Source organism: Yinghuangia sp. ASG 101 (assembly GCF_021165735.1).
In the GTDB taxonomy this organism is placed as follows: domain Bacteria; phylum Actinomycetota; class Actinomycetes; order Streptomycetales; family Streptomycetaceae; genus Yinghuangia.
This window is the reverse complement of record NZ_CP088911.1, coordinates 4,408,499-4,432,406: the sequence shown is the minus strand read 5'-3', so window position 1 is coordinate 4,432,406 and position 23,908 is coordinate 4,408,499. Positions and strand designations below refer to the sequence as shown.

20 protein-coding genes, 1 tRNA gene and 1 other RNA gene are annotated in these 23,908 nt (G+C 71.6%); 13 read left to right on the top strand and 9 right to left on the bottom strand.

All coding sequences use genetic code 11. From position 1 onward, the window contains the following. Positions 1 to 60 precede the first annotated feature (60 nt). From LO772_RS18990 to ffs, 5 genes are all read right to left on the bottom strand, one after another. Positions 61 to 690: a DUF5063 domain-containing protein gene (locus tag LO772_RS18990; protein WP_231773219.1), complete on the bottom strand. Its 630-nt coding sequence runs from the start codon at positions 688 to 690 to the stop codon at positions 61 to 63. Then, complete coding sequence (gene recR, locus LO772_RS18985) at positions 683 to 1,282, bottom strand: recombination mediator RecR (RefSeq protein ID WP_231773218.1); 600 nt, start codon at positions 1,280 to 1,282, stop codon at positions 683 to 685. Before recR ends, LO772_RS18990 begins: the two co-directional genes overlap by 8 nt. Before the next feature lie 317 nt (positions 1,283 to 1,599). Beyond that, positions 1,600 to 1,947, bottom strand: coding sequence for a YbaB/EbfC family nucleoid-associated protein (locus tag LO772_RS18980; RefSeq protein WP_231773217.1), 348 nt, complete (start codon positions 1,945 to 1,947; stop codon positions 1,600 to 1,602). Positions 1,948 to 2,116: 169 nt separating this feature from the next. Continuing rightward, on the bottom strand, positions 2,117 to 4,552 hold the full coding sequence (locus tag LO772_RS18975; RefSeq protein WP_231773216.1) for a DNA polymerase III subunit gamma and tau: 2,436 nt from the start codon (positions 4,550 to 4,552) through the stop codon (positions 2,117 to 2,119). Between the two features lie 41 nt (positions 4,553 to 4,593). Then, an RNA gene (gene ffs / locus LO772_RS18970) (signal recognition particle sRNA small type) lies at positions 4,594 to 4,690 on the bottom strand. 97 nt (positions 4,691 to 4,787) lie between these two features. On the opposite strand from ffs, the gene LO772_RS18965 reads away from it, so the two are divergent. Next, positions 4,788 to 4,875 (top strand) — tRNA-Ser (locus tag LO772_RS18965). A 367-nt stretch (positions 4,876 to 5,242) separates the two neighbouring features. Here LO772_RS18965 and LO772_RS18960 read toward each other — a convergent pair. After that, complete coding sequence (locus LO772_RS18960) at positions 5,243 to 5,437, bottom strand: hypothetical protein (protein WP_231773215.1); 195 nt, start codon at positions 5,435 to 5,437, stop codon at positions 5,243 to 5,245. A 192-nt stretch (positions 5,438 to 5,629) separates the two neighbouring features. Beyond that, positions 5,630 to 7,666, bottom strand: coding sequence for a type I restriction-modification system subunit M/S (locus LO772_RS18955; protein WP_231773214.1), 2,037 nt, complete (start codon positions 7,664 to 7,666; stop codon positions 5,630 to 5,632). A 1,620-nt stretch (positions 7,667 to 9,286) separates the two neighbouring features. Between LO772_RS18955 and LO772_RS18950 the strand changes: the two genes are divergently transcribed. The 6 genes from LO772_RS18950 to LO772_RS18925 all read left to right on the top strand — a co-directional run bounded on the left by LO772_RS18950 (position 9,287) and on the right by LO772_RS18925 (position 15,187). Further along, complete coding sequence (locus tag LO772_RS18950; protein ID WP_231773213.1) at positions 9,287 to 10,006, top strand: DUF4232 domain-containing protein; 720 nt, start codon at positions 9,287 to 9,289, stop codon at positions 10,004 to 10,006. 223 nt (positions 10,007 to 10,229) lie between these two features. Beyond that, entirely contained in the window at positions 10,230 to 10,379 is a 150-nt protein-coding gene (locus tag LO772_RS18945; RefSeq protein WP_231773212.1) for a hypothetical protein, read from the top strand. 322 nt (positions 10,380 to 10,701) lie between these two features. Beyond that, positions 10,702 to 11,664: a prolyl aminopeptidase gene (pip, locus tag LO772_RS18940; protein ID WP_231773211.1), complete on the top strand. Its 963-nt coding sequence runs from the start codon at positions 10,702 to 10,704 to the stop codon at positions 11,662 to 11,664. 205 nt (positions 11,665 to 11,869) lie between these two features. Next, positions 11,870 to 12,067: a hypothetical protein gene (locus LO772_RS18935; RefSeq protein ID WP_231773210.1), complete on the top strand. Its 198-nt coding sequence runs from the start codon at positions 11,870 to 11,872 to the stop codon at positions 12,065 to 12,067. After that, positions 12,064 to 12,702 (top strand): hypothetical protein, encoded by a 639-nt coding sequence (locus LO772_RS18930; protein WP_231773209.1) that lies wholly within the window; start codon positions 12,064 to 12,066, stop codon positions 12,700 to 12,702. Before LO772_RS18935 ends, LO772_RS18930 begins: the two co-directional genes overlap by 4 nt. Positions 12,703 to 13,036: 334 nt before the next feature. Then, positions 13,037 to 15,187 (top strand): DUF7507 domain-containing protein, encoded by a 2,151-nt coding sequence (locus LO772_RS18925; protein WP_231773208.1) that lies wholly within the window; start codon positions 13,037 to 13,039, stop codon positions 15,185 to 15,187. Positions 15,188 to 15,317: 130 nt separating this feature from the next. Here LO772_RS18925 and LO772_RS18920 read toward each other — a convergent pair whose 3' ends face one another. Both LO772_RS18920 and LO772_RS18915 read right to left on the bottom strand, forming a co-directional pair. Next, positions 15,318 to 15,863: a hypothetical protein gene (locus LO772_RS18920; RefSeq protein ID WP_231773207.1), complete on the bottom strand. Its 546-nt coding sequence runs from the start codon at positions 15,861 to 15,863 to the stop codon at positions 15,318 to 15,320. 123 nt (positions 15,864 to 15,986) lie between these two features. Then, entirely contained in the window at positions 15,987 to 16,793 is an 807-nt protein-coding gene (locus tag LO772_RS18915) for a class I SAM-dependent methyltransferase (protein ID WP_231773206.1), read from the bottom strand. 358 nt (positions 16,794 to 17,151) lie between these two features. Between LO772_RS18915 and LO772_RS18910 the strand changes: the two genes are divergently transcribed. The 6 genes from LO772_RS18910 to LO772_RS18885 all read left to right on the top strand — a co-directional run bounded on the left by LO772_RS18910 (position 17,152) and on the right by LO772_RS18885 (position 23,825). Beyond that, positions 17,152 to 17,949 carry a GntR family transcriptional regulator gene (locus LO772_RS18910; RefSeq protein WP_231773205.1) on the top strand — a complete coding sequence of 266 codons (798 nt, stop codon included), beginning with the start codon at positions 17,152 to 17,154 and terminating at the stop codon, positions 17,947 to 17,949. After that, positions 17,946 to 18,890, top strand: a complete 945-nt coding sequence (locus tag LO772_RS18905; protein ID WP_231773204.1) for an ABC transporter permease — start codon at positions 17,946 to 17,948, stop codon at positions 18,888 to 18,890. Before LO772_RS18910 ends, LO772_RS18905 begins: the two co-directional genes overlap by 4 nt. Before the next feature lie 195 nt (positions 18,891 to 19,085). Continuing rightward, positions 19,086 to 20,015 (top strand): ABC transporter permease, encoded by a 930-nt coding sequence (locus LO772_RS18900; RefSeq protein ID WP_231773203.1) that lies wholly within the window; start codon positions 19,086 to 19,088, stop codon positions 20,013 to 20,015. Next, entirely contained in the window at positions 20,012 to 21,256 is a 1,245-nt protein-coding gene (locus LO772_RS18895) for an ABC transporter ATP-binding protein (RefSeq protein WP_231773202.1), read from the top strand. Before LO772_RS18900 ends, LO772_RS18895 begins: the two co-directional genes overlap by 4 nt. Further along, positions 21,253 to 22,194, top strand: a complete 942-nt coding sequence (locus LO772_RS18890; protein ID WP_231773201.1) for an ABC transporter ATP-binding protein — start codon at positions 21,253 to 21,255, stop codon at positions 22,192 to 22,194. Before LO772_RS18895 ends, LO772_RS18890 begins: the two co-directional genes overlap by 4 nt. A 74-nt stretch (positions 22,195 to 22,268) precedes the next feature. Continuing rightward, positions 22,269 to 23,825 (top strand): ABC transporter substrate-binding protein, encoded by a 1,557-nt coding sequence (locus tag LO772_RS18885; RefSeq protein ID WP_231773200.1) that lies wholly within the window; start codon positions 22,269 to 22,271, stop codon positions 23,823 to 23,825. Positions 23,826 to 23,908 lie beyond the last annotated feature (83 nt).

Below are 23,908 nucleotides of genomic sequence, written 5' to 3'. Positions count from 1 at the left end.
CCACCGAAACCGGGAAAACATCCGGTTCCGGTTGTCCGCTCGGCGCTCCCGCGAAACCGCTCAGCCGCCGTTGGTCGGGCCGCCGAGCACGACGGCGTCATCCAACTGCTCGGCCAGCTCGTCGGCCAGCTCGTCGCCGATCGCGTCGTCGACGGCCGTTTCGATGCCGTCGTCGGCGGCCGTGTCCAACCGGGCGTGCGCGACCACCGACTGCAGCGCACGGAGCATCGCGCTCGCGGTGGCACCCCAGTTGGCGAGGTAGGAGAACTGCCACCACCACAGTGCCTCGGTGGTGCGCCCGGCACGGTGGTGGGCGAGGCCGTGCATGAGGTCGGTGACGACGTCGGCCATGTCGTCCGAGATGCGGAAGGCAACGGGTTTCGGGCGCGGTACGTACGGGTCGAAGACCTCGTAGTAGACGTCGATCGGTTCGAGCAGGACGGACAGCGACGTGCGCAGCGCGTCCACATCCGGGTCGGGCCCCGAATCCGGCTCGAAGCGCTCGTCGGGCACGACGTCGGCGATCGCGCCGAGCCGGCCGCCGGCGAGCATCAGTTGCGAGACCTCCAGCAGCAGCATCGACACGGCGGCGCCGGGCTCCTCGCCGCGGGCCACCTCCGTGACGGCCACCACGAAACTCTCGATCTGGTCGGCGATTTCCGCGGTGAAGTCGGTCAGGTCGTCAGACATCGAGCAGTCGTCTCCCCTCAAAGGCACGCCCGAGGGTCACCTCGTCGGCGTACTCCAGGTCACCCCCCACCGGCAGCCCGCTCGCCAGCCGGGTCACCTTGAGACCCATCGGCTTGCACAGGCGGGCCAGGTATGTCGCCGTCGCCTCTCCTTCCAGGTTCGGATCGGTCGCGAGGATGAGCTCGGTCACCGTTCCGTCGGCCAACCTCGTCATCAGCTCGCGGATGCGCAGGTCGTCGGGCCCGACGCCTTCGATCGGGCTGATCGCGCCGCCGAGCACGTGGTACCGGCCGCGGAACTCGCGGGTCTTCTCCACCGCGACGACGTCCTTGGACTCCTCGACCACGCAGATCACCGCGGGATCGCGGCGCGGATCCAGGCAGATCCGGCACTGTTCGGCCTCGGCGACGTTGCCGCAGACGCCGCAGAAGCGGACCTTGTCCTTGACCTCGACGAGGGCGTTGACCAGGCGGCGCACGTCCGCGGGGTCGGCGGCCAAGAGGTGGAAGGCGATGCGCTGAGCGCTCTTCGGACCCACGCCGGGCAGTCGGCCCAGTTCGTCGATGAGGTCCTGAACGGCGCCTTCGTACACCTGCGAACTCCTCGGTCTCGTCGGGCTTTTCCGTTGCCTCGTCCGCTGGGGACTTCTTCGGTTCTCCCGGGTGCCGGTCTTCTCGGGGACCGGCTTCCGGGTTCTTCGGTTCGTGTCGCGTCCGGTAGACGGTCGGGGCGGCCCGAACGGTCGGGTGAACCGCCTGGTGCGGGCTGTCCGCCGTACGGCCTCGCCGCCCTCATCGTCTCGTGTCGGCGCCACATTCGCAGCGTCCGCGGCAGGACCGAAAGGCGGCCGGCCCCGGGCCGGGCACCACGTCGCACCGCCGACCGCGGCCCGGGAGGGCACGGCCGCGCCTACTTGCCCGGCAGCCCCAGACCGCCGAGGCCGCCGCCGAAGCCCTGGGCCAGCGGGCCCATGGTCCGCGAGGCCAGCTCCGAGGCGGCCCGGTTGGCGTCCCGGACCGCGGCGACGATCAGATCGCCGAGCGTCTCGGTGTCCTCAGGATCCACCGCTTCGGGCGAGATCTCCAGACCGAGAAGCTCGCCGGCACCGCTGACCGTCGCGGTGACGAGCCCTCCGCCGGCCGTCCCCTTCACCTGCGTCCGCGCCAGCTCCTCCTGCGCGGCCATGAGGTCCTGCTGCATCTTCTGGGCCTGCTGCAACAGCTGCTGCATGTCGGGCTGGCCACCACCGGGAAACACCTGAGGCACCCTTCGTCGCTTTCTGCGGCAGCCCCGGAAATGCGGCTGCCACCACGGCTCGAGCCTACGGGGTCGCGCCGTTCGCGGAGCGTCAAGAGCCGGAGCCCGAGCGCTGCGCAAAGGCCCCTTCGGGCACGAGAGACCACACGGGTTTCCGGCGCCGCCCCGATCAGGGGCCCGCCGACTCCTCGATCACGGTCGCGCCCAGCTCCCTGGCCAGCAGTTCCTGACCGGACATGCCGCCGAGGCGCGCGTCCGCGCCGCCGTTCTCGTCGTCGGGTGACGTCGCGTACGACGGCCTCGCGGCGGGCGGGGTGTCAACCGGGGCGGGGGCGTAATCGGCCGGGCCGGGACCGTAGTCGTCGATGTCGTAGGGCCCGGCGTAGGCGTCGTCGGGCGGGGGCTCCTGGGGATAAGGCGCCTCGGGCGGGGGCCCGGCGGTCGCCGCGGCCGTCGGCGCGGGGCGGGCGACCGCGCGGACGGCCTGCGGGCGGGCCGCCTGCGGCTCGTCGCGCTGCGGCGCCTGCGCCTGCCGGGCGGGCGGCTGCCACTGCTGAGGGGCCTGATGTTGCTGATGCTGCTGTTGTTGTTGGGGTTGTTGCTGGTGTTGCTCGGGTTGCTGCTGTGGGTTCTGCTGCGGCGGACGGGACGTCGACGGCCACGCGCCCGGCGCCTGCCCCGCCCCGCCCTGCCCGGGCCCCGCCGGATTCGCGGGCGGGGGGTACGCGCGGCCTCCTCCGCCGGAACCACCCGGCCCGCCGGGCGCCGGACCGCCGCCGGTGCCCGGGTCGACGATGCATTCGATCCGCCAGTCCACGCCGAACGCGTCGAGCACCGACTGGCGAAGCACCTCGTCGTGCCCGCTGTTGACGAACCCGTCGCGGGCGCCCGCGTGTTCGAACGAGACCTGGAGCGTCGTCCCGTCGAACCCGGCGACGTTCGCGCGTTGGAGCAGGACCCAGGTGACTTTCCTGCGCCGGGAGACGGCCTCGATGATCTGCGGCCACATCCCCCGGACGCGGGTGACGTCGCCGCCGCCCCCCGATGCCTGTGCGGGCGGAGGGGCGGACTGCTGTGGCGGCTGCTGCGGGGACTGCTGTTGCGGCTGCTGCTGCGGCTGCTGCTCGTGCGGGCGGGACGCGGTCGGCCAGGCTCCCGGTGCCCGGCCCGAGCCCGCCGTGGGGTCGGGAGCCTGGTGGGGAGGCGCCGCGGGGGGAACCGGCGGCGGACCTTGCGGCGGACCGGGCGACGCGCTCTGGGACGGGCCTTGCGGCGGCACGGCGGGCGTACCGCCGCCCCCTCCGGGCGCGGGTGGCCGGGCGTACTCCGCCTCGTGGCCCCCGCGTACGTCACCGCCGAAGCCGGGGCCGGGGCCTGCGCTTGGGCCTGGGCCTGGCATCCCGCCCGTCACACCGAGGTCGGCACGCCGCTCCAGCCGGTCGAGACGCGCCCCGAGCGACTGCTCGTCCGCTCCCGCGCCCGGCAACAGCACGCGCGCACAGATCAGTTCGAGTTGCAGGCGCGGCGACGTCGCGCCGCGCATCTCGGTCAGACCGGTGTTGACGATGTCCGCGGCCCGGGTCAGCTCGGCCTGGCCGAACGCCCTCGCCTGCGCGGCCATCCGCTCCAACTGGTCGCCGGGAACGTCGATGAGGCCCTTGTCGGCCGCGTCCGGGACCGCGGCCAGGATCACCAGGTCGCGCAGGCGCACCAGCAGATCCGCGACGAAGCGCCGGGGGTCGAAGCCGCCTTCGATCACGCGGTCGATCACCTGGAACGCCGCCGCGCCGTCCCGCGCCGCGAAGGCGTCGGCGACGTCGTCGAGCAGCGCGCGGTCGGTGAAGCCCAGCAGCGAGGTGGCCATCGCGTACGTCACACCGTGCTCGTCCGCACCGGCCAGCAACTGGTCCATGACCGACATCGAGTCACGGACCGATCCCGCACCGGCCTGGACGACCAGCGGGAACACCGGCTTCTCGACGGACACGCCCTCGTCGCCGCACACCTTCTCCAGGTAGTCGCGCAGCACGCCGGGCGGCACCAGCCGGAACGGATAGTGGTGGGTCCGTGACCGGATCGTGCCGATGACCTTCTCGGGCTCGGTGGTCGCGAAGATGAACTTCAGGTGCTCGGGCGGCTCTTCGACGACCTTGAGCAACGCGTTGAAGCCCGCCGACGTGACCATGTGGGCCTCGTCGATGATGTAGATCTTGTACCGCGAGTTCACCGGCGCGAAAAACGCCTTCTCCCGCAGGTCGCGCGCGTCGTCGACACCACCGTGCGAAGCCGCGTCGATCTCGATGACGTCGATGCTCCCCGGCCCGCCCCGGGCCAGATCCACGCACGACCGGCACGCGCCGCACGGCGTCGGCGTCGGCCCCTGCTCGCAGTTCAGACACCGCGCGAGAATGCGCGCGCTCGTCGTCTTCCCACATCCGCGCGGGCCGCTGAACAAGTACGCGTGGTTCACGCGGTTGTTGCGCAGCGCCTGCTGCAGGGGATCGGTCACATGCTCCTGCCCGATGACCTCGGCATAGGTCTCGGGACGGTAGCGGCGGTAAAGGGCAAGCGACACGACCACGACGATAGCCGTGCCGAACGACATCCGGAGCCACGGCCGAACCCGCCGCCGGAACCCCCGGGCACGCGAAAGACCCCCCGCGCACCCGACAGAGCCCACTTACCCTTGCTGCCTTCCGGCCCTGGGGGGGTTCAGCAGGATGCCGCCACGCGGGAGGTCCGCCCCCACACTACCCGACCCCGACCCCCACCCGCGCCGCCCCCACCCCACCCGAATATCGGTGCACGACCACCCCACACCCTCCGGTAAGCTTTCCGGCGGAGGATTCGCCTAGTGGCCTAGGGCGCACGCTTGGAAAGCGTGTTGGGGGCAACCCCTCACGAGTTCGAATCTCGTATCCTCCGCCAGCCCCAACAGGCAACACGTCGGCCCGGACCATCTCGATGGTCCGGGCCGACGTCGTTTCCGTCTCAGTTTCCGTCTCAGTCTGCGGAAACCGTATCTGGTCAGACGGGCACTCGCACGCAGCGGCCCGCCGCACCTTCGTCGGGCATCATGGCGCCATGGACTTCCGGCCCGTAGAACGCGCCGAGGGCGCGTTCCAGCAGCAACAGTCGTGCTCACGCAGGACGTAAGAACGGAACATTACTGGTTGACCGAACCTGTACGGGAGTTGCCTTCCTGACGACGCGTCATGTCGCCTGCGGTCGCAGCCGAAGTGGCCGGACGCAGCGGGGAACGCGGAACCGCCGACAGACGCCGGGGCCTTTGAGGTCACGGCCCTTTATGCCAATCCCTGACGATCACCAGGACACCCAGGGAAATCATGATTGTCGTAGCGAAGGCACCGCCTCCGAAGAGCACGGACTCGGCCACCTGGGCCCCGGTGCTGCCTTTGAGGATGGCCGCGGACATCGCAACCACGAGTGAGAAGAATCCCGCCGTGAGCAGCCAGGGCAGCAACGGCATGCGCGCATCCGAGGTGCGCCTCGGAGTGGGCAAAACGGGCATCTGCATATCCCTTCGAAGTCTGTGCATGTAGGCACTTGCGGCATGGACCACCGCCCGCGGTCGCCCCTGTGATGAGTCCCGGTCCCGGCTCCGCGGCGGAGCCGGAGAACCGTGCGGCGAAAACGGCTCACCCCTTTCGGGGTGACGTAATCAGAGCGTCAGGTGGCCGTACATCAGGCGCTCGGCCAGCAGTGCACGGGTACGACTTGTCGCGTCTGCCAGTTCCCGGTGTTGGGCCGTCTGGTGGTCGAGCGCACCCAGCAGCGCGGCAATCCTGCGCTGCTCCGCGAGAGGCGGCAGCAGCAGCGGAAGGCGCCGCAGCGAATCCCCCGAGATGGTCGGTACGGCGGTCGCCGCGGCGCGTTCGGCCACCCACTCGACGATGCGCGGCGACGACATGAGCGCCAGGAGATAACGGGAGTCCACTCCCGGCTCGCGCCCGGGTTCGTCCATGGGCCGGATGCGCAACAGGTTGGTGCTGCACAGCCATTCGTCTTGAGAATCGTCGACCAGGGCAGGGGTACCGAACGCCCCGGACCGCACGCACACGATGTCCCCTGGCCGGAGCCGGAAGTTCTCCAGTTCCCGGGCGAGCCGGAGCGGGACTTTCTCATCGGTGATGTCCCTGATCCGGCCATCCCGCAGGTGACGGGGAAAGACGACCGGCACATCGCCGTAAGGCGTGCGCTCACGCGCGGGGATCCGCGTGTACGACGGACCGGGCTTCACGAGGCACTCTTCCCCCAACACCGTCCGCCGCCACCCGCCGGGCAGGGGTGCGTCGTCTCCTGCGTCGACGACTGCGGCGGCGTCTAGGAGCGCGGCTCGCGCAGCTTCGTCGGCCTCCTGCGCATCCTCCCTTCGCCGGGTCAACTCATGCATCAGTGCGCCGAGTTCGTCGGTCACCGAACCACCGGCCGACGCATTCGCCAAGGTTCGCGCAGTTCGCCCGCGACCCGCGGTCCGCGGCGCGGTGGAGCCTTCCGCATGGTCAACGAGGTTGAGCGAGTGACCCCGTCCGCTGATGATGGCCCGGGAAACACGTTGAACGTGTGGGCCGTCGCCCCGGGCCGCCGCCGCAACAGCGCCGGTTTCCCCTTCTGCCCCCCTGGTGCGGTACGCCTCCACCACCGCGTCCCCGTCCGAGTCCCGGAGCACACGTCGGGCACGCCGTTTCTCACCGAGGTGCCGCGCGTCGATGAAGAGGACGTCATCGGACGCGCTGCCGCCCGCGCGCAGCACCCAGACGGACACGGGAATCGGCGTTCCGGAGAACAACTGCGGCGGAAGGGCGACGACGCACTCCACAACGCCCTGCTCGACAAGCTCTTTCCGGATCGTCTGCTCGGCGGCGTTGGTGGAGTTGCCGGCCTTGTTCGGCATCACCACCGCCGCGACTCCCCCGGGGCGTACCGAGTCCAACGCGTATTGCAGCCAGGCGAAGTTGTCGTTGCCGATCGGCGGGGCACCGAAGCGCCAAGTCCCGTCGACGCGCTCCGACAGCGCGGTGTCCCGCATGTTGAAGGGCGGGTTCACCAAAACAACGTCCGCGACAAGGGATGCTCGCCGCGGATTGCTCCACGGGCGCGCCGAGACGATCCGAAGGTCCGGGGACCGTCCGTGCGTCGCGACGTTCATCGCGGCGACGCGCAGCGTCCCGGCGGCGGGGCTGTCGCCGAGGACCGCCGCCCCGCCGCCGGGGCACTGCCCCAGCGCGGCGACAAGCAACTCGCCACCGCGCGCATAGGGGTCGTAGACCATCCGAATCTCCGGCACGGCCGCTGCCGCCAACCCGGCCATAGTCTCCGCGACGACGCGCGGGGTGAAGAACTCGTTGCTGCGCAGCCCCGCCTGCGCCTCGTACTCGTCGAGGATCAGGCCGAACCCGGCTCCCCCCAAATCACTGACGCGGTCCATGACGGCAACCAAGTCGGTGGGGGAACGGGGCTCCAACTTCAAGAGTTCCTCGCGGAACCCAGCGAGGATCCCGAGACCCCGCAGCAGCTCATCCGTTTCCCTGCCTACGGCGTCCAGGATCGCGCCCGAGTCGGTCTGCCGCGTCGCGAAGGACCGCAGCTTGCGCGCCGACTCGGGTCGGCTGACGCTCAGGAAATTGAGCGCCAACAGCATGCAGACATAGTCCACCTTCGAACCGGCGCCAGCGATCCGGTCCGCGTACGAGCCCATCAACTCCCCGATGAGCCGGCGGTTCTCCCCCGGCCGGGACGAGGTGTCACCTGTCCGAGGTGCGCCGCCCCGGTGTGTCGGCTGCACCAGGACAGGGGCGGCGGCGAGCGTCCCACGCGCACGGGCGCCGTACGTCGTGCCCGCGGGCTCTTCCGCCGGGCGGACCCGGGCGGGAACGGCCCGTCCATCGAGCCAAATGAGCACGTCGGGGAGCCAGAAGAACTCTCCCTCGCCGACTCGTTGCGGCCTGGGGAAGTCCGCGTGCCGCTTGCCCCACAAAGTGACCGCCGAGCGATCGACCCCGGCGAGATCCGCAATACGCGAACGCGTGACCCACCGCCTGACAACGGCGCCGCTGTTGTCCATTCCGTCCTCCTGAAGGCGTCCCCGAACTGTCGTGCCGGGATCGAAGCTAGACGGTGAGGCAACACAGGCCCCAGTGCGCATTCGCAGTACTCGCAATGACAGGGCAGGTATTGCACGGTCCTTCTTCGGCTCGACCGATCCAAAAATACCTAGAAAACGGGAAAAACTTCCCTCTCTTCTGCCTTCGCTCGGCCATCAAGGCACCCATCAACTCACATCAAATCAATGGTGTTTACAGATACGGCCGAGCGCGACAACGGCAGTACCGCCATGTCGAAAAACTTGACAGGGGCCAGACGCGGTCGACCGGCGCGGCTCTGCGCTCCAAGGTCGCGGCATACCGTTGCGTCGTACGCGCGCCGGCGTTTGCCGTCCGTAACCCGGCTCCGGGAAGCCACCAAACTCAGATGAGCTCAAACTGGGCCTCGACGTCCGGCGACGTGGTCTCGTGTCCGTGGCCTCCAAGGCCGCGGCTTCATTGCAGTACGTCCAGATGCGAGGATGCGGCCGAACCGCGCAAGTGCAACCAAGCAGCCGACTCATCTGGTTGCAGTTCTGGTTGCATTCAAGGGCGTGCAGCAGCGTTCGCCGGGGTGAGCGCCAAACGCTCCGCCGCAGGCCGGGACGTTGGCGGGCCCGGTCGAACGGGTCCGTGATCCCTTGGAAAGCGTGTTGGGGGCAACCCCTCACGAGTTCGAATCTCGTATCCTCCGCATCGCCTGAACAGGCAGAACGTCGGCCCGGACCATCGTGGATGGTTCGGGCCGACGTCGTGTTGGTTGCGGTTCGGGGTGTCGTTCGCTCGGGGACGTGCGGCTCACGGGGCCTGCTGTGCAGGTCTGTTCGCGTCCGTACGAGCCGAACCACGACGACGACTTCGGATCGCACCGCCCCCGCTCGTGCCGACCTGGCGCTGTGCGTGGCGAGAGCCGGAGGATCGGTGGTGGCCGGACGGGCGCGCGGGCGATCGCGTGCTGTGACAGGTCGGCTCGGTGACGTGCGCTCGGTCCGGACGGGACACGGGGGCCGGGTGCACCGCGGCATGGACTTCATCCGGGGCGTACCGGCGGACGACCTAGGCGCCCGGAGAAATGGGGATCAAGGGAAGCTTTCGGGCGCCCCGCGGCTGTTACACAGAGCCGAATCGGCGATACAGAACCCGAACAGTCGGGAGATCATTTGGGGAACACCTCCGCACTACCGTTGGCGATGTCAGAACGACAGAACGTCACCGGCAAGTCAACGGAGATTCCCATGCGTTCGCACCGCGCCACCCGCTCCGCCCGCATCGTCCTCGCCGTCACCGCCACGGTGGCCCTCGCCGCCGGCCTCACCGCCTGTGGCTCCGACGACGACACCGCCGCGGCGGACGGAAGCTCCGCGCAGGGCTTGTCCTCGACCACCGGCGGCTCCGGCGTCCCCGCCGCAAACGCCCAGGAGGACTCGGCCACGACCATGAGCGGCTCCACGAACTCCACCGGCGAGACGACGGGCAGCTCCGACAACTCGGGTGGCTCGTCCCAGGGATCCAGCGCGTCCGACCAGCCCGAGTCGGGCGTCGGCCAGTCCTGCGGCACCAATGACCTGGACTTCCTGGTCACCCCCACCGACAGCGGCGGCTACCTCCTCGTCACCGCCACCGCGCAGCCGGGCATCACCTGCTCCGTGGACGGCGGCGCTCCCCTGGTCCTGTTCAGCTCCGCCGAGAAGACCAAGCCCTACCCGTCCGAGCTGATGGGGACCCCCGCCCCCGACTCGATCAAGATCTCCGGCTCCACCCACGCGTACGCCGTCATCATCCCGAACACCACCCGGGCCGACTCCGCGCCGGAGTTCGAGCAGGCGGACATCACCGTCAGCGAGGATGACTCCCACACCGCCCACGTCACCCTCCCCGGCACCTACAGCGTGGACGAGGCCGCGGTCACCAGCTGGTACGCGACCCCGGAAGCGGCCACCCCCGATGCCAACTGACGCGCCTCACACGCCGCTCACGTACGACCCCTGGCAGCCCAATCCCGGCGACGCGCCCCCGCCCCCGTTGGCGTCGCGCGTATCAAGGCCGGGCCACCGCAAGCGCCACCGAACCGGGCACGCGGCTCCGTCTTGAGGTCGTGTTGCGGGTATGGACGACGACGGCCTTCGGTCGATGTGTTCCTGTACGAGATGCGCGGCCTGCCGGTCCGACAAGCCGTCCGTGAACGGCGGCACCGGCACCATCGCCGACGCGGTCGACGAGGCCCGGCTCGCCGCCCCCATGAACACCGTGCTCCACCGCACCGAGACCCAGGTGACCGCGCGGCACCGTTTCCTCGCCGGGTGCTCGCGATACTGCGCTCCGGCCTAGAGGCGCCCGCCGCCCGCGTCCCGCCGACCGCGACACCGAACTCCTGGGCGTGCAGCGGGCCGAGGCGGTCCGCGTGGGCGGACCCCGTGAACGGACTGCTGTTGCTCACCCGCGTCGCCGGCCGGGGTAGTGGTCTCAGGACGTGTTCCCGGCGGATGACCGCAAAGCGGTTTGCGCGGAGATGGGTTGACCGCGGCCTTGAGGCGCATGATCCACTCAAAGCCGACTGGCGGCACCCGGACTGGTGGGCGTGCGGTTTTGTGCTGCGGCGCGGTTCACTGGGGTGCGGCTTCGGGCTCGTCGGAGGTGGAAGGGGGAGAAGTTGCGCGAGTTGTACGCGCCGATCGAGCCGTACGACAGCGGGCTGCTCGACGTCGGTGACGGGAACCTCGTGTACTGGGAGGCCTGCGGCAACCCGGACGGGAAGCCCGCGGTCGTGGTGCACGGTGGTCCGGGGTCGGGCTGCTCGCCCGGGTCCCGCCGGTGCTTCGATCCGGCGCGCTATCGGATCGTCGTGTTCGACCAGCGCGGCTGCGGGAGGAGCACGCCGCATGCGAGCGACCCGGCGACCGACATGCGGCACAACACGACCGCGCATCTGCTCGCCGATATGGAACGGCTGCGCGAGCATCTGGGGATCGACCGCTGGGTGATGTACGGCGGTTCCTGGGGCTCGACACTGATCCTCGCGTACGCCGAACAGCACCCCGAGCGCGTGTCGGCCGTCGTCCTCGCCGGCGTCACGACGACCCGCCGCGTCGAGATCGACTGGCTCTACCGCGGCGTCGGCCGGTTCTTCCCCGCGCAGTGGGCGCGCTTCCGCGACGCGGTTCCGGAAGCGGGCCGGGACGGCGACCTCGTCGCGGCGTACGCCCGGCGCATGGAAGACCCCGACCACGCCGTCCGCGCCCACGCGGCAGCCGAATGGTGCGCCTGGGAGGACGCGGTCCTCTCCCTCGAACCCAGCGGCAGGCCCACCCCCTACACCGACCGCGTCGGCGCCGCCCGACTCGCCTTCGTGCGGATCTGCACCCACTACTTCTCCCGCGCCGCGTGGCTGGAGGACGGCGAACTCCTCGGCAACGCCCACCGCTTGGCCGGAATCCCCGCTGTGCTGGTGCACGGCCGCCTCGACCTCTCCAGCCCCCTCGACACCGCGTGGGAACTCGCCCGGGCATGGCCGGACGCCCGCCTCGAAATCGTCGACGACGCCGGACACAAGGGCGGAACCGGCACCCGCACACACGTCGTCGAAGCCCTCGACCGATTCGCCCGAACTCGATGACGTCACGGCGCGGCTGATGGGCGGGAGGGGGCGTGGTGGCGGTCGGGGCAGCCGTCGCGGCGCTCGGATTTCCGCCTTGCGGGTGGGCGGGTCGCTCCCCCGCGGCGGGTGGCGAGGCCGCCGCGCGGGTCAAGTTCGCCTGGTTGGTGCGTCCTGGGAGCGATTGGGATCACAAGCCGAAAGTCGCCGAGGCGTTCGGGTGCTGATGACGGGTCAGAACCTGTCGGTCACCGGAAGACACGACCCCGGGGACGACCTCACCGTGCAGATGGGGATGGACCTGCGCGGCAGCGTGAAGCGCGGTCAGCTGACGCCGCAGGACGTTCAGGCGATCATCGATGCGAACCTGGACGAACTCATCCGGACCGGCAAGGTCCGCATCATGCCTCCGGTCGCGCCGTGACCGTGGCCGTGCGCGTACGGACGGCGTTCACCGTCGCGGCGTTGTTCGCGGTGGTCGCCTGCGGTCCGCACAGCCGTGCGTACGAACGGGACACACCGCCGGACCGGGACGCGGCCCACCTGGTCGCCGATCGGATGGTCGATCCCACCAACGGGTCCGCGGACATGCGGATCTATATGCCGCTGTTCGGCATCGGCGGATTCGCCCGAGGGTCGAGTGGGAGCGCGGGGCAGCTCTGGGTCAGCGTCGCCCCCGGCAGACTGAGCGTGATGCAGTACGTCTTCCGCTACCCGTCCGAGGGCACAGCCGAGAAAGCGTTCCGTGACCAATCCCCGGACAAGGCACTGGCCGCCGACATGCCCGTCGGCACGCCGATCCTCCGGCCGGACGCCTACCGGCTCTCCGCCGACCAACAGACGCTGATCACACCCGAGTTGTCCGCGAGCGACGCGGCCTCGTCCTGGGTCTCGTGGGCCAGGTACGGCAAATACATCGTCCACGTCGTGGTGAACAGCTCCGGCCCGCCGGTGCCGCAAGCCGAGTTGGAGCCGCTGCTGACCGCTATCGACCGGGTCGTCGCGTCCGCTCTGCTCACCGGAGACGGCACGACCGAGAGTCGGCTGCCACCGCCGTGAGATGTGCCGCGGCTGTTCTTGACCAGGCGGAACATTGGCCCCCGACCGGATCACCGGTCGGGGGCCGACGTCGTGTCCGTCTCAGTCTGCGGCGGCGTGGTGGTGCTGCTGTCTTCGGCGTCCGGTGCGGGTGTGAAGGAGAGGGCGACGGGGGTGAGGCAGGGATTGGTTCGGTTGGGCGAAACTCCCTCGGGGGAACGAATGAGGATATTTATTTCCAAGTCGACATAGCTTGCCGCGTATGTTCGAGAGAAGCAGATCTCCGGGTCACCGGTACCGCGTCCGGGGCGGCGTTCCCGCACTGGCGCTGGCCGTGGCGGCGGGAGCGTTGGGCGTGCCTTTGTTGCACGCGACAGTGGCGACGTCGGCCACGCGGGCGGCGGCGCCGCCGTTGTTGCGGGAGACCTTCACCGGAGCCACCGCGGACGCGGGGTTCACCGCCGTGGGGCCCGCGTGCCTCACCGGGGCGGCGCCGGGGGCCGCGCCCGGGCCGGGCGCGCACGCGCTGACGGGCTGCGCCGAGCCCGCGGTGGGGCCGGTCCCGCCGAACAACGGCGCTCCGTTCGGCTACCTCCGTCTGACCGACGCCTCCACCGACCAGAGCGCGGCGGTGCTCTACGACCGACCGCTGCCGGCGAACGAGGGCCTGGAGGTGACGTTCGACCAGTGGCAGTACGGAAGCACCACGCCGCAAACTCCCGCGGACGGCATCTCGTTCTTCCTCGTCGACGGTGCCGCTTCGCTCACCGCCCCGGGCGCTTTCGGCGGCAGCCTGGGCTACGCGCAGAAACTCCCCGACGACAACCCCGCGAACCCGTTTCTCCCCGGGGTCGACCACGGCTATCTCGGCGTCGGACTCGACGTTCTCGGCAACTACTTCGGCGACTGGGAGCACCGGGGGAACGGATGCCCCGTACGGTCGCCGGCGGGCACGGAGTTCCGCGTCCCCGCGCCCGGGGCGAACATGGTCACGGTGCGCGGCCCGGGCGACGGCACCACCGGCTACTGCTTCCTGACCGCCACGACGGACAATTTCACGACGACCGGCCCGTGGAACTCCACGCTCCCGGGGCAGTTGCAGGGCCCGACCACCGCACTGCCACCCGACGCCACCCCGGAGCAGGCGCAGGCCGCACTGGAGGAGTCCCGCCGGACCGTCACCGTACGGGTGACGCCGGCGCCGAACCCCGTGGTCACCGTGGACGTTGACTTCAACGACGGTCGCGGGGCCCAGCGCGTGCTGACCACCGACGCGCCGCAACCGCTGCCGTCCACCTACAAGTTCGGGTTCGGCGGCTCGACGGGGCTGTTCACCGACGTCCACCTGATCCGCAACGTCTCGGTGCAGCCGCTGCGACCGCTGCCGCAGCTCAACCTCGTGAAACAGGTGAGCCAGTCGCCGCCACCGCCGTCCCCGATCGTGGTCGGCACGCCGATCGACTACGAGTTCGTCGTCAGCAACACCGGGTCGGTGCCGATCGGCGAACTGGTCGTATCCGATCCCACCGTCGGCCCGGTGCACTGCCCCACCCGCGACCTCGCTCCGGGGGAGACGATCACGTGCACCGCCACCTACGTCGTCACGGCCGAGGACGTCGCCCGCGGCTACCTGGCCAATGAAGCCGTCGCGCAGGGCCAGGCCGACGGCACGCCGGTCACCTCGCCGCCCGCCGACACGACCGTCCCAATGGGCGGGCTGGCCCTGGTCAAGACCGTGGATGACACGCGCACGTACGCGGTGGGCGACACGGTCTCGTACCAGTACGTCGTCACCAACACGACCGACCGGAGGGTGGACGGGCTGGTCGTCACCGACGACCGGATCGCGGGGATCACCTGCGAATCCACCAGCCTTGCCCCGCACGGGACTCCGGGCGACAGCACGGTGTGCGGCGGCACCTACACCGTCACCGAGGCGGACGTGCAGGCGGGTACGGTCCGCAATCAGGCCACGGCCACCGCGGGCGACCTGAGTTCGCCGCCGGCGCACGCCGCCGTCACGACCGAGGGCCCGTGTCCCACGGTCACCGCCACCGAAACAGCCACGGCGACCGTGACCGCGACGGCGACGAAAACCACCACCGCGACGGCCACGGTCACCGCCACCGAGACGGCCACGGCCACGGCCACGGTCACCGCGACCGAAACCACGACCGTGACCGCCACACCGAGCAAGCACCCCACCGGGAAACCCGAACCCAGTCATACGACCGGGCATACCGGAACCCACAAGCCGGGAACCACCACGGGCTCCGGACACGGCGACCACAAGCCGTCCGAGACCGAGGACACCACGGCACCCCCGCCCTGGGCCGCCGGCCCGGCGGCCGACGCCGCCGATGACAGCCGTGCCGACGGGCCGACACCCAACACCGGTGTGCTCGCCCAGACCGGCTCGACGGCCGCCATCTTGTGCGGCACCGCACTCGCCCTGCTGATCCTCGGAAGCACCCTCTACCTCCGCGCCCGCAAACGCCGGGACTGATCCACGAGAGCCTTCGCCCTGGGGCGGGACGCCGAACGGTGTCCCGCCCCAGGGCGTCTCCGCATACCGGACGACCTCGGCGGCCCCTGCGCACCGGGTCACCGGCCGCGCCCCGCGACAGACGCGGGGGCTAGAGCCAGCTTTCGCGGGCGGCGGTGAGGGGGGTGTCGGTGGGGGGTTGGGCGAGGTCGCCGGCGTGGACGCGGGCCAGGAGGCGGGCGGTGGCGTCCACGATGTCGGGGGTCGCGGCGCGCAGGTCGGCGGCGTCGTTCGGGCCGAGTTCGTGCGGTGGTACGCCCGAGGCGGCCAACAGCGCGGTGAAGTCGGCGAGTCGGTCGGCCGTCCAGGCGAGCGGGTCGGTGGACAGCTCCACGTCGAAGACCCGGTCACACGGCTCCCAGCCGTCGAAGCGCGGGTGGTGGTGGGTGCGGTCGAAACTGCCCGGGGGACTCTTCACGGACTCCAGCAGGTCCAGGCGCCACAAAGGGCGTTCGATCGTGATGGGCCGTGCCGCGTAGATGGAGCCGCGGGGTTCGCCGGGCGTGGTCAGGCGCACTTCGAGGCGTACGCCGCGCTCCGCGCCCTCCTGGCCCGCACCGGGGTTCGGGTCCACGAAGTACAGGCTGCCGACCACGACGCCGATCCGTTCGAAACCGAACGCGTAGAACACGGACACCGCCCTCACTGCCGGGGAAAACGGACCACAACACCGTGGCAACCCGGCGGCCGTTCGGCCAGACCCGGCACCGGAATCGGCGCGAATCGGCGTTTCCGCCGACGACCGCGTCGCGGGGTGCTCTCAGCGGACCGCGGAGGCCACCGTGCTGGTGAACGGGAGCACGGCCGTACCGTCGGAGGCGGTGAACGGGCGCAGCAGTTCGCACAAGGTGTCGGTGACCCGGCGGATGCCGTCCGGGTGCGCTTCGGCGACGGCGGCCCAGGGCAGCGCGGACAGGTGCGCGGGGGCGAAGTCGACGAGGCGGGGCAGCGCGATCGTGACCCGCAGTTCGCGCGTGCGGACCTCGTCGAAGCCGGTCGCGCGCATCGCCGCGGCGAGGTGTTTCGCCGTACAGGCGAAGGCGGTTCCGTACGACGCCGCCGCATCGGGTCCGGCGACCTCGTCGATGGCGAGTTGTTGTGCGAGAAAGTACGGGGAGCCGTCGATCGACGACCACGTCGTCGCCGCCACACGGCCCCCGGGGCGCAGCACGCGGGCGAATTCGGTGAAGGCCGCGTCCCGGTCCGGGAAGAACTGGACGCCTTGCGCGCACAGGACGGCGTCGAACGCGGCGTCGTCGAAGGGGAGGGCGTCGGCCGACGCCCGGTGCCAGAAGACGGGTGCGGTGTCGGGCGTACGGGCCGCGGCGTCGTCGAGCGCGCCCGGGTCCACGTCGACACCGATGACACTGCCGTCCGCGCCGACCAGGTCGGCCGCCGCCAGGGCGGTGAATCCCGTGCCGCACGCGACGTCGAGCACCGCGTCCCCGGGGCGCGGCCGAGCGGCGTCCAGCAGGGCGGCGACGAAGGGAGCCATGATCACGGCGACATGGCTCGCGTAGCGCTCCGCGGTGTCGCCGGAGAGCCGGAGGCCCGGTTCGCTGGTCATGTTTCGCACACTACGCCGGATCCCGCGCGACCGACGGGGCCTCGCGTGTCGGGCCCGCTCGCGCTCGGGCGGGCGGTGGTGCGGCGCATCGCGCTGGACCGCGCGGCCGAGCGGGCCGGAGGTCGTCGACCGCGACGCGGAGCCGACCGTCCCCGCCCCGCGCCACGCGAACGGCGGTGGGATTCAGGCCGTCCGCGGGCGGGCACGCGACGGCGGCACGGGCAGCCGCAGCGGCGTTTCACCCGACTGAGGCCCTATTTGCCCAGGTCAGCGCGTCGACCCAGACGGGTAAACCGCGTAACTCGGGTGTGATCCGGATGTCTCGGGCAGGAAACCGGCCACGGCCACGGTGGGCGCCATGACCGCACTGCGAGCAGATTTTCGAGGCCGGCGCCGGCGCCACACGACGCGCCGCCTGCACGACCTGCTGCGCGCGGACGCCCTGCGAGGCACCTTCACCCGCGGACGCCTGCCCAGCGAAGCCGACCTGATGATGGCCTACGGGGTCTCCCGCGGCACCGTCCGCGACGTGCTGACCCGGTTGCGGGCGGCCGGCATCGTCGAGCGGTTGCAGGGTGCGGGCACCTTGGTGGTGGCGCACCGCACCGAGACCGCCCTGCCCGAGGCGCACGGGGTGGCTCCGCTGCGCAGCGGGGTGTTCACCGGCGAGCTGCACGTCGAGATCCTGGACCGGCAGACCATTCCCATGCCTCCTTCGGTGGCCCAGCACCTCGGTGAGAGCCCCGGAGCCCCGTGCCTGCGGCTGGACTACATCGGCCACCGCAACGGCGAGGCGCACGTCGTCGCCACCAACTACCTGCGCTATCCCGAGGCGGACGCCGTCGAAGGCACCCCATTCCACCTCGACTGGTACACGCTGCTGGAGCACTCCGGACTGACCGTCGGCGAGACGGAGATGGTCTTGGAGGCCACGGCGGCCGACGACCTGACCGCGGACCTGCTGGGTGTCGCCCCGGGTGCGCCGCTGCTGTCCTTCGAGCAGGTCATCCGGGCCGCGGACGGTCGCCCGTACGACTACGCGCTGTGCCACTGCCGGGGCGACCGGGTGTCGCTGCTGTCCACGGCCCGGCGTCCGCCCGCGGACGATCCCGGCGGCGTACCGGCACCGGCCCCGCCTCTCGGAGCCGCGTCATGATCGGTTTCCTGGCCCGCCGCCTCGGCTGGGCGCTGCCGACGCTGCTCGGCGTCACGGTGATCGTCTTCGCGATCGTCAAACTCATCCCCGGCGACCCGGTGGCCACGATGGCCGGGCCGGGCGCCTCCCCCGAGACCGTGGCCGACCTGCGGTCGCGTCTGGGCCTGGACGACCCGGTGCCGTCGCAGTACCTGCACTGGCTGGGCCACGCGCTGACCGGCGACCTGGGACGCAGCATCGCGCACCAGCAGTCGGCGGGGCCGCTGGTGTGGGACGCGTTCCTGAACACGGCGGTGCTGGCCGGGATCGCCGCACTGATGGCGGTGGTCCTCGGCATGGCCTTGGGGGCGCTGGGCGCGGTCCGCCCGCGCGGCCTGGTCGGCCGGCTGTGCTCGGCGAGCAGCGTCGTCGCGGTGTCGCTGCCGCAGTTCTCCGTCGCGATCGTGTTCATCGCCTATCTCGCGCTGCGTACCGGGTGGTTCCCGGTCACCGGCATGCACGCGGTGGGCTCCGGCGGCCTGGTGGACCTGCTGCACCACGCCTTCCTGCCGGCGCTGACCGCGGCCCTGGTTCCGGCCGGGGTGATCGCCCGGTTGTTCCGCTCCAGCCTGCTGGACGTGCTCGGGCAGGACTTCGTGGAGGCGCTGCGCGCCCGGGGGCTTTCGGAGCGGCGCATCCTGCTGCACGCCGTGCACAACACGCTGCCGTCGCTGATGACCGTCGCCGGTCTGCAGATCGGCTACCTGCTGGGCGGCGTGGTGTTCGTCGAGACGATCTTCTCCTGGCCGGGCCTGGGCCAGTTGGTGTACCAGTCGATCTCCGCGCGGGACATGCCGGTCATCCAGGCCGGCGTGCTGGTCTCCGCGGTGGTCCTGGTGCTGCTGAACGTCCTGGTGGACGCGGCCCACGCACTGCTCGACCCGCGGCTGCGGAGCCGCTGACAGCAACGGCCCGCCCGCGGGCGGCGCGGGGGCCGCCGGCCGCGTGGTCGGACGGCCCCGACTCCGGCATCCGCGCAGCACGCCTTCCCCCGGCCTCTTTCCCCCGGTCGCGCCGTCCGCGTCCGTCCCGCCCCGTGCCCGCTTCCGTCCCACCCGCCTTCGTCCCACCGCCACTCCGCACCACTGGAGTCACCGATGGTCACCCTTGCCCCCGACCGGCCACCGCCGCCGTCCTCGACCTCCCCGGGCTCGCGTACGGCGGGCGCCTCCGACACCGCGGTGTCGGCGCCGCGGCGCCGCTCCAAGGCCCGGCGCGTACCGCTCGGCCTGTGGTTCTCCGGCTCGGTCGCCGCCGTTCTGCTGTTCCTCGCCGCCTTCGGTCCGCTGATCGTCGGCGACACCGAGACCAGTCACCTCGACCAGCGCCTGTACGGATTCGGCGAGCACGGGCACCTGCTCGGCACCGACGGCCAGGGCCGCGACGTCCTGGCCCGGATGATCGCCGGGGCGCGGCCCAGCCTGATCGCGGGCCTGGTCCCGGTGCTGATCGCCGCGGTCGTCGGCAGCGCCCTGGGCATCACCGCCGGACTGGCCGGACGGGTCGTGCACACCGCCGTCATGCGCACGCTCGACGTGCTGTACGCGTTTCCCGCCGTGCTGCTGGCCGTGGCCATCGGCGCCTCGCTCGGCAGCGGGGTGTCGAACGCGGTGATCTCGCTGTCGGTGGTGCTGGTGCCGCCGGTGGCCCGGGTCGCGGAGACCGAGACCGCGCGCCTGCGCGGCATGGACTTCATGGACAGCGCCCGCGCGTCCGGCGCCACGCGGACGACCATCGCGGTGCGCCAGGTGCTGCCGAACCTGCTGCCGACGATCGTCGTGTACTGCACGGCACTGGCCGGGCTGTCGATCGTGTTCGCCGCGGGACTGTCGTTCCTCGGCCTGGGCACGGCACCGCCGCACGCGGAGTGGGGCCTGATGGTCAACGACCTGCGGCCCTACATCTTCACCGACCCCGCGCTGTCGCTCGTCCCCGCCGCGGCGATCCTGGTCGCCTCGGTGGCCTGCAACACGCTCGGCGACGGGCTGCGCGACCTGCTCGACGTCCGCCGGGAGGTGACGGCATGACCACGGCGACCGGCACACGCGGCCGACCGGCACCGGCCGACAAGGGCCGCGGCACGGCGGCCACCTCCACCGGCACCGACCCGTCCCGCGGCACGGCCCCGGCACTCGCGGTGGACCACCTCACCACGGTGTTCGGCCGCTCCGGTGGCGGCGTCACGGTGGTGCGCGACGTGTCCTTCGAGGTCGCGCCCGGCGGCACCCTGGTGCTGCTCGGCGAGAGCGGCAGCGGCAAGTCGGTCACCGCGCGCTCGATTCTCGGCCTGTACGGCGCGGGCGCGCGGATCACCGGCAGCGTGCGCCTGGACGGGCGCGAGATCCTCGGCGGCGACATGCGCGCTTTGCGCGGCCCGCATCTGGCGCTGGTGCCGCAGGACCCCGCCGGTGCCCTCGATCCGCTGCGCGGCATCGGCTCCCAGATCGTCGAGGTGCTGCGCACCCACGGCGTGTGCGCCTCCCGCGCGGAGGCCCGCGAGCGTGCGCTGGACCTGCTGTCGCTGGTCGGCATCCCGCACCCGGAGCGCGTCGCGCGCAGCCGGCCGCACGCGTTGTCCGGCGGTATGCGGCAGCGGGCCGTCATCGCGATCGCGGTGGCCTGCGACCCGCGGGTGCTGATCGCCGACGAACCCACCACCGCACTGGATGTGACGGTGCAGGCGCAGATCCTCGACCTGTTCGCCGATCTCCGGTCGCGGTTGGGCATGGCGCTGATCCTGGTCACCCATGACGTGGGGGTAGCCGAGCAGTTGGGCGGCGGAGTCGGGGTGATGTACGCGGGACGGCTGGTGGAGAGCGGGCCCGCGGCACGGGTGCTGCGCGACCCGCGCCATCCGTACACCGCCGGTCTGCTGGCGGCGCTTCCGACGCCGGGGGCCGAACGGGGGCGCTTGGCGGTGCTGCCGGGACGGCCGCCGGCCGGCGGCGAGGACTTCCCCGGGTGCCCGTTCGCACCGCGTTGCGCCCGGGCGGTGCCCTCCTGCGTGCAGGCGCCGCCCGAACTGGCGCCGGTCGTCCCGCCCGTCGCGCGGGCCGCGGGGGAACCGGGACCTGAGCGCGGCCCGGTGCCCGTTCCGGTGCCGCACGCGGACGCCGCCGACGGGCCGCCGGAGCCGGTACGCCTGGCCGCGTGCCCGGTGGTGGCGGCCGACGCCGCGTCGGACGCCTCCGGTACCGCCGTGGCGGTCGCGGACGACCCGCCCGGGCCGTCCCCCGCGTCGGGCACACCCGAGGCGGTGGTCCGGTGAAGGGCCCGCTGCTTCAGGCCGTCGGCCTGACCAAGACCTATCCCGGCGGTGTCCGCGCGGTCGACAGCCTCGACCTGGAGGTCGCCCCGGGTGAGACCCTGGGCATCGTCGGGGAGTCCGGGTGCGGCAAGTCGACCACGGCGAAGATGCTGCTGCGGCTGGTCGACGCCGACTCCGGAGCGGTCGCCTTCGACGGCGTCAACATCACCAAGCTGCGCGGCAGGGCGCTGCGCGAACTGCGGTCCCGGCTCCAGGTGGTGCCGCAGGATCCGCGCACGAGCCTCAACCCGCGGCTGACCGTCGGCTCCTCGATCGGGTTCAACCTGCGGGTGCACGGCGTCGGGCGCGCCGACCGGGCCGCCCGCGTCCCGGACCTGCTGGACCGCGTCGGCCTCGACCCCGCCTACGCCGACCGCTATCCGCACGAGATGTCCGGCGGCCAGTTGCAGCGGGTGGCGATCGCCCGCGCGCTGGCCACCGGGCCGGACCTGGTGGTGTGCGACGAGGCGGTCAGCGCGCTGGACAAGAGCGTGCAGGCGCAGGTGCTGAACCTGCTCGCCGAGCTGCAGCGGGACCTGGGGGTGGCGTACCTGTTCATCAGCCACGACCTCGCGGTCGTCGAGCACATCGCCGACCGGGTGGCGATCATGTACCTCGGCCGGGTGGTGGAGCAGGGCCCGGCGTCGTCGCTGTGGTCCGACCCCCGGCACCCCTACACCAAGGCGCTGCTGTCGTCGGTGCCCGGACACCGCGGCGAGCGGACGGTGCTGCGCGGCGACCTGCCCGATCCGGCGTCGCCGCCGAGCGGCTGCGGGTTCCGCACCCGCTGCCCGGTCGCCGAGGAGCGGTGCGCGCACGAACCGCCCCCGCTGCTCCCGCCGTCCGGGCCGGCCGCCGACGGCCACCGGGTGGCCTGTGTCCGGGAGGTGGCGGCGTGATGGGTTGTGTGCGCGCGGGCCGCCTGCCGCGGGCCCGTGCCGGGGGCTCCCGGTCGCGGCGGATGCTGTCGGCGGTGTCGCTGCTCCTGGCGGGGTCGCTGGCCGCGGCCTGCGCGGTGGCCGACGGGGCGGAGTCCGGCAAGCCCGGCGTGCTCACCATCGGCATGACCGCGTCCGACATCCCCAACCTGGACACCTCGCTGTCGGCCGACCAGGGGTACGAGGGCACGCGGTTCGTCGGAATGCAGCTGTACGACGGACTGACCCGCTACGACCTCGCCCAGGACGATCACGTGCCGGACGCGGTGCCGAGCCTGGCGACGTCCTGGGAACAGGATCCGGACGGCCTGTCGTGGACGTTCCACCTGCGCCAAGGGGTGTCGTTCACCGACGGCACACCGTTCGACGCCGACGCCGTGGTGTTCAACCTCGACCGGTACCTGAACAAGGAGAGCCCCCAGTACTACCCGGAGGCCGGCGCACAGGCCTCGCTGTCGCTGACCGGCGTGCGGAGCTACGCCAAGGTCGACGACCGCACGGTCCGGCTGTTCACCAAGGGCGCGTGGTCGCATCTGCCCGGCGACCTGACGACGGTGTTCATGGCGTCCCCCACGGCCGTCCGCACGTGGGGCAACACCGGGTTCGCGGCGCACCCGGTCGGCACCGGCCCGTTCGTGTTCCGCTCGGTCAAGCGCGGTCAGGAACTCGTGCTCGACGCCAACCGCGACTATTGGCGCGGTGCCCCCGGGATCGACCGGCTCGTGCTGCGTCCGATGCCGGACGAGCTGTCGCGGGTGGCCGCGCTCCGGGCCGGCGAGGTGAACTGGATCGAGGCGCCCAGCCCCGACAACGTGCCGCCGCTGCGCGACGCGGGCTATCAGATCATGACCAACGGCTACGACCACGTGTGGCCGTGGCTGTTCGACACCACCCACGGGCCGCTGAGCGACGCGCGGGTGCGCCGAGCGCTCAACTACGCGATCGACCGCGAGCAGATGGCGACGGACCTGCTGGGCGGCACCGCGGAACCGGCGACGCAGTTGTCGGCGCGCGCGGGCATCGCCTACGACCCGGCCAACGACGTCTTCGGCCACGACCCGGCGAAGGCCCGGCAGTTGCTGGCGGAGGCCGGATTCCCGAACGGCTTCTCGATGACTGTGTCGTATCCGACCGGAGGGTCGGGCAACATGCAGCCCGGTCCGATGAACGAGGAACTGCGCAGCGACCTGGCGAAGGTCGGGGTGCGGGTCGAGCTGAAGCCGATCGAGTGGGCGGCCATGCTCACGTCGTACGTGTCCGGCAGCTTCCCGGACGGCGCCGACGCCGTGAACATCTCCCTGACGTTCATTCAGGAAGTGTCCTGGAGCACGTCGTTCGCCTCGGGCAGCCCGCTGAACCTGACCCACTACAGCAACCCCGAGGTCGACCGGCTGCTCGACGCGTCGCTCAGGGAAACGGATCTGGCGCGGCGATCGGCGATCTACGCGCGGATCGTCGCGCTGATCGACCGGGACGCGCCGTGGCTCGTGGTGGTCAACGACCGCAATCCGCGCGCCCTCGCCGCCAACGTCCACGGGTTCGTCGAACCGCAGTCGTGGTTCGTCGACCTGACCACGGTGTCGGTCTCCTGAAATCCGGCACCCCGACCGGTGCCGCGGGCCCGGTCCCCGCCTTCCTCACTTCCCCGGCGTCATCCCCCGGTGTCCCGGACGCC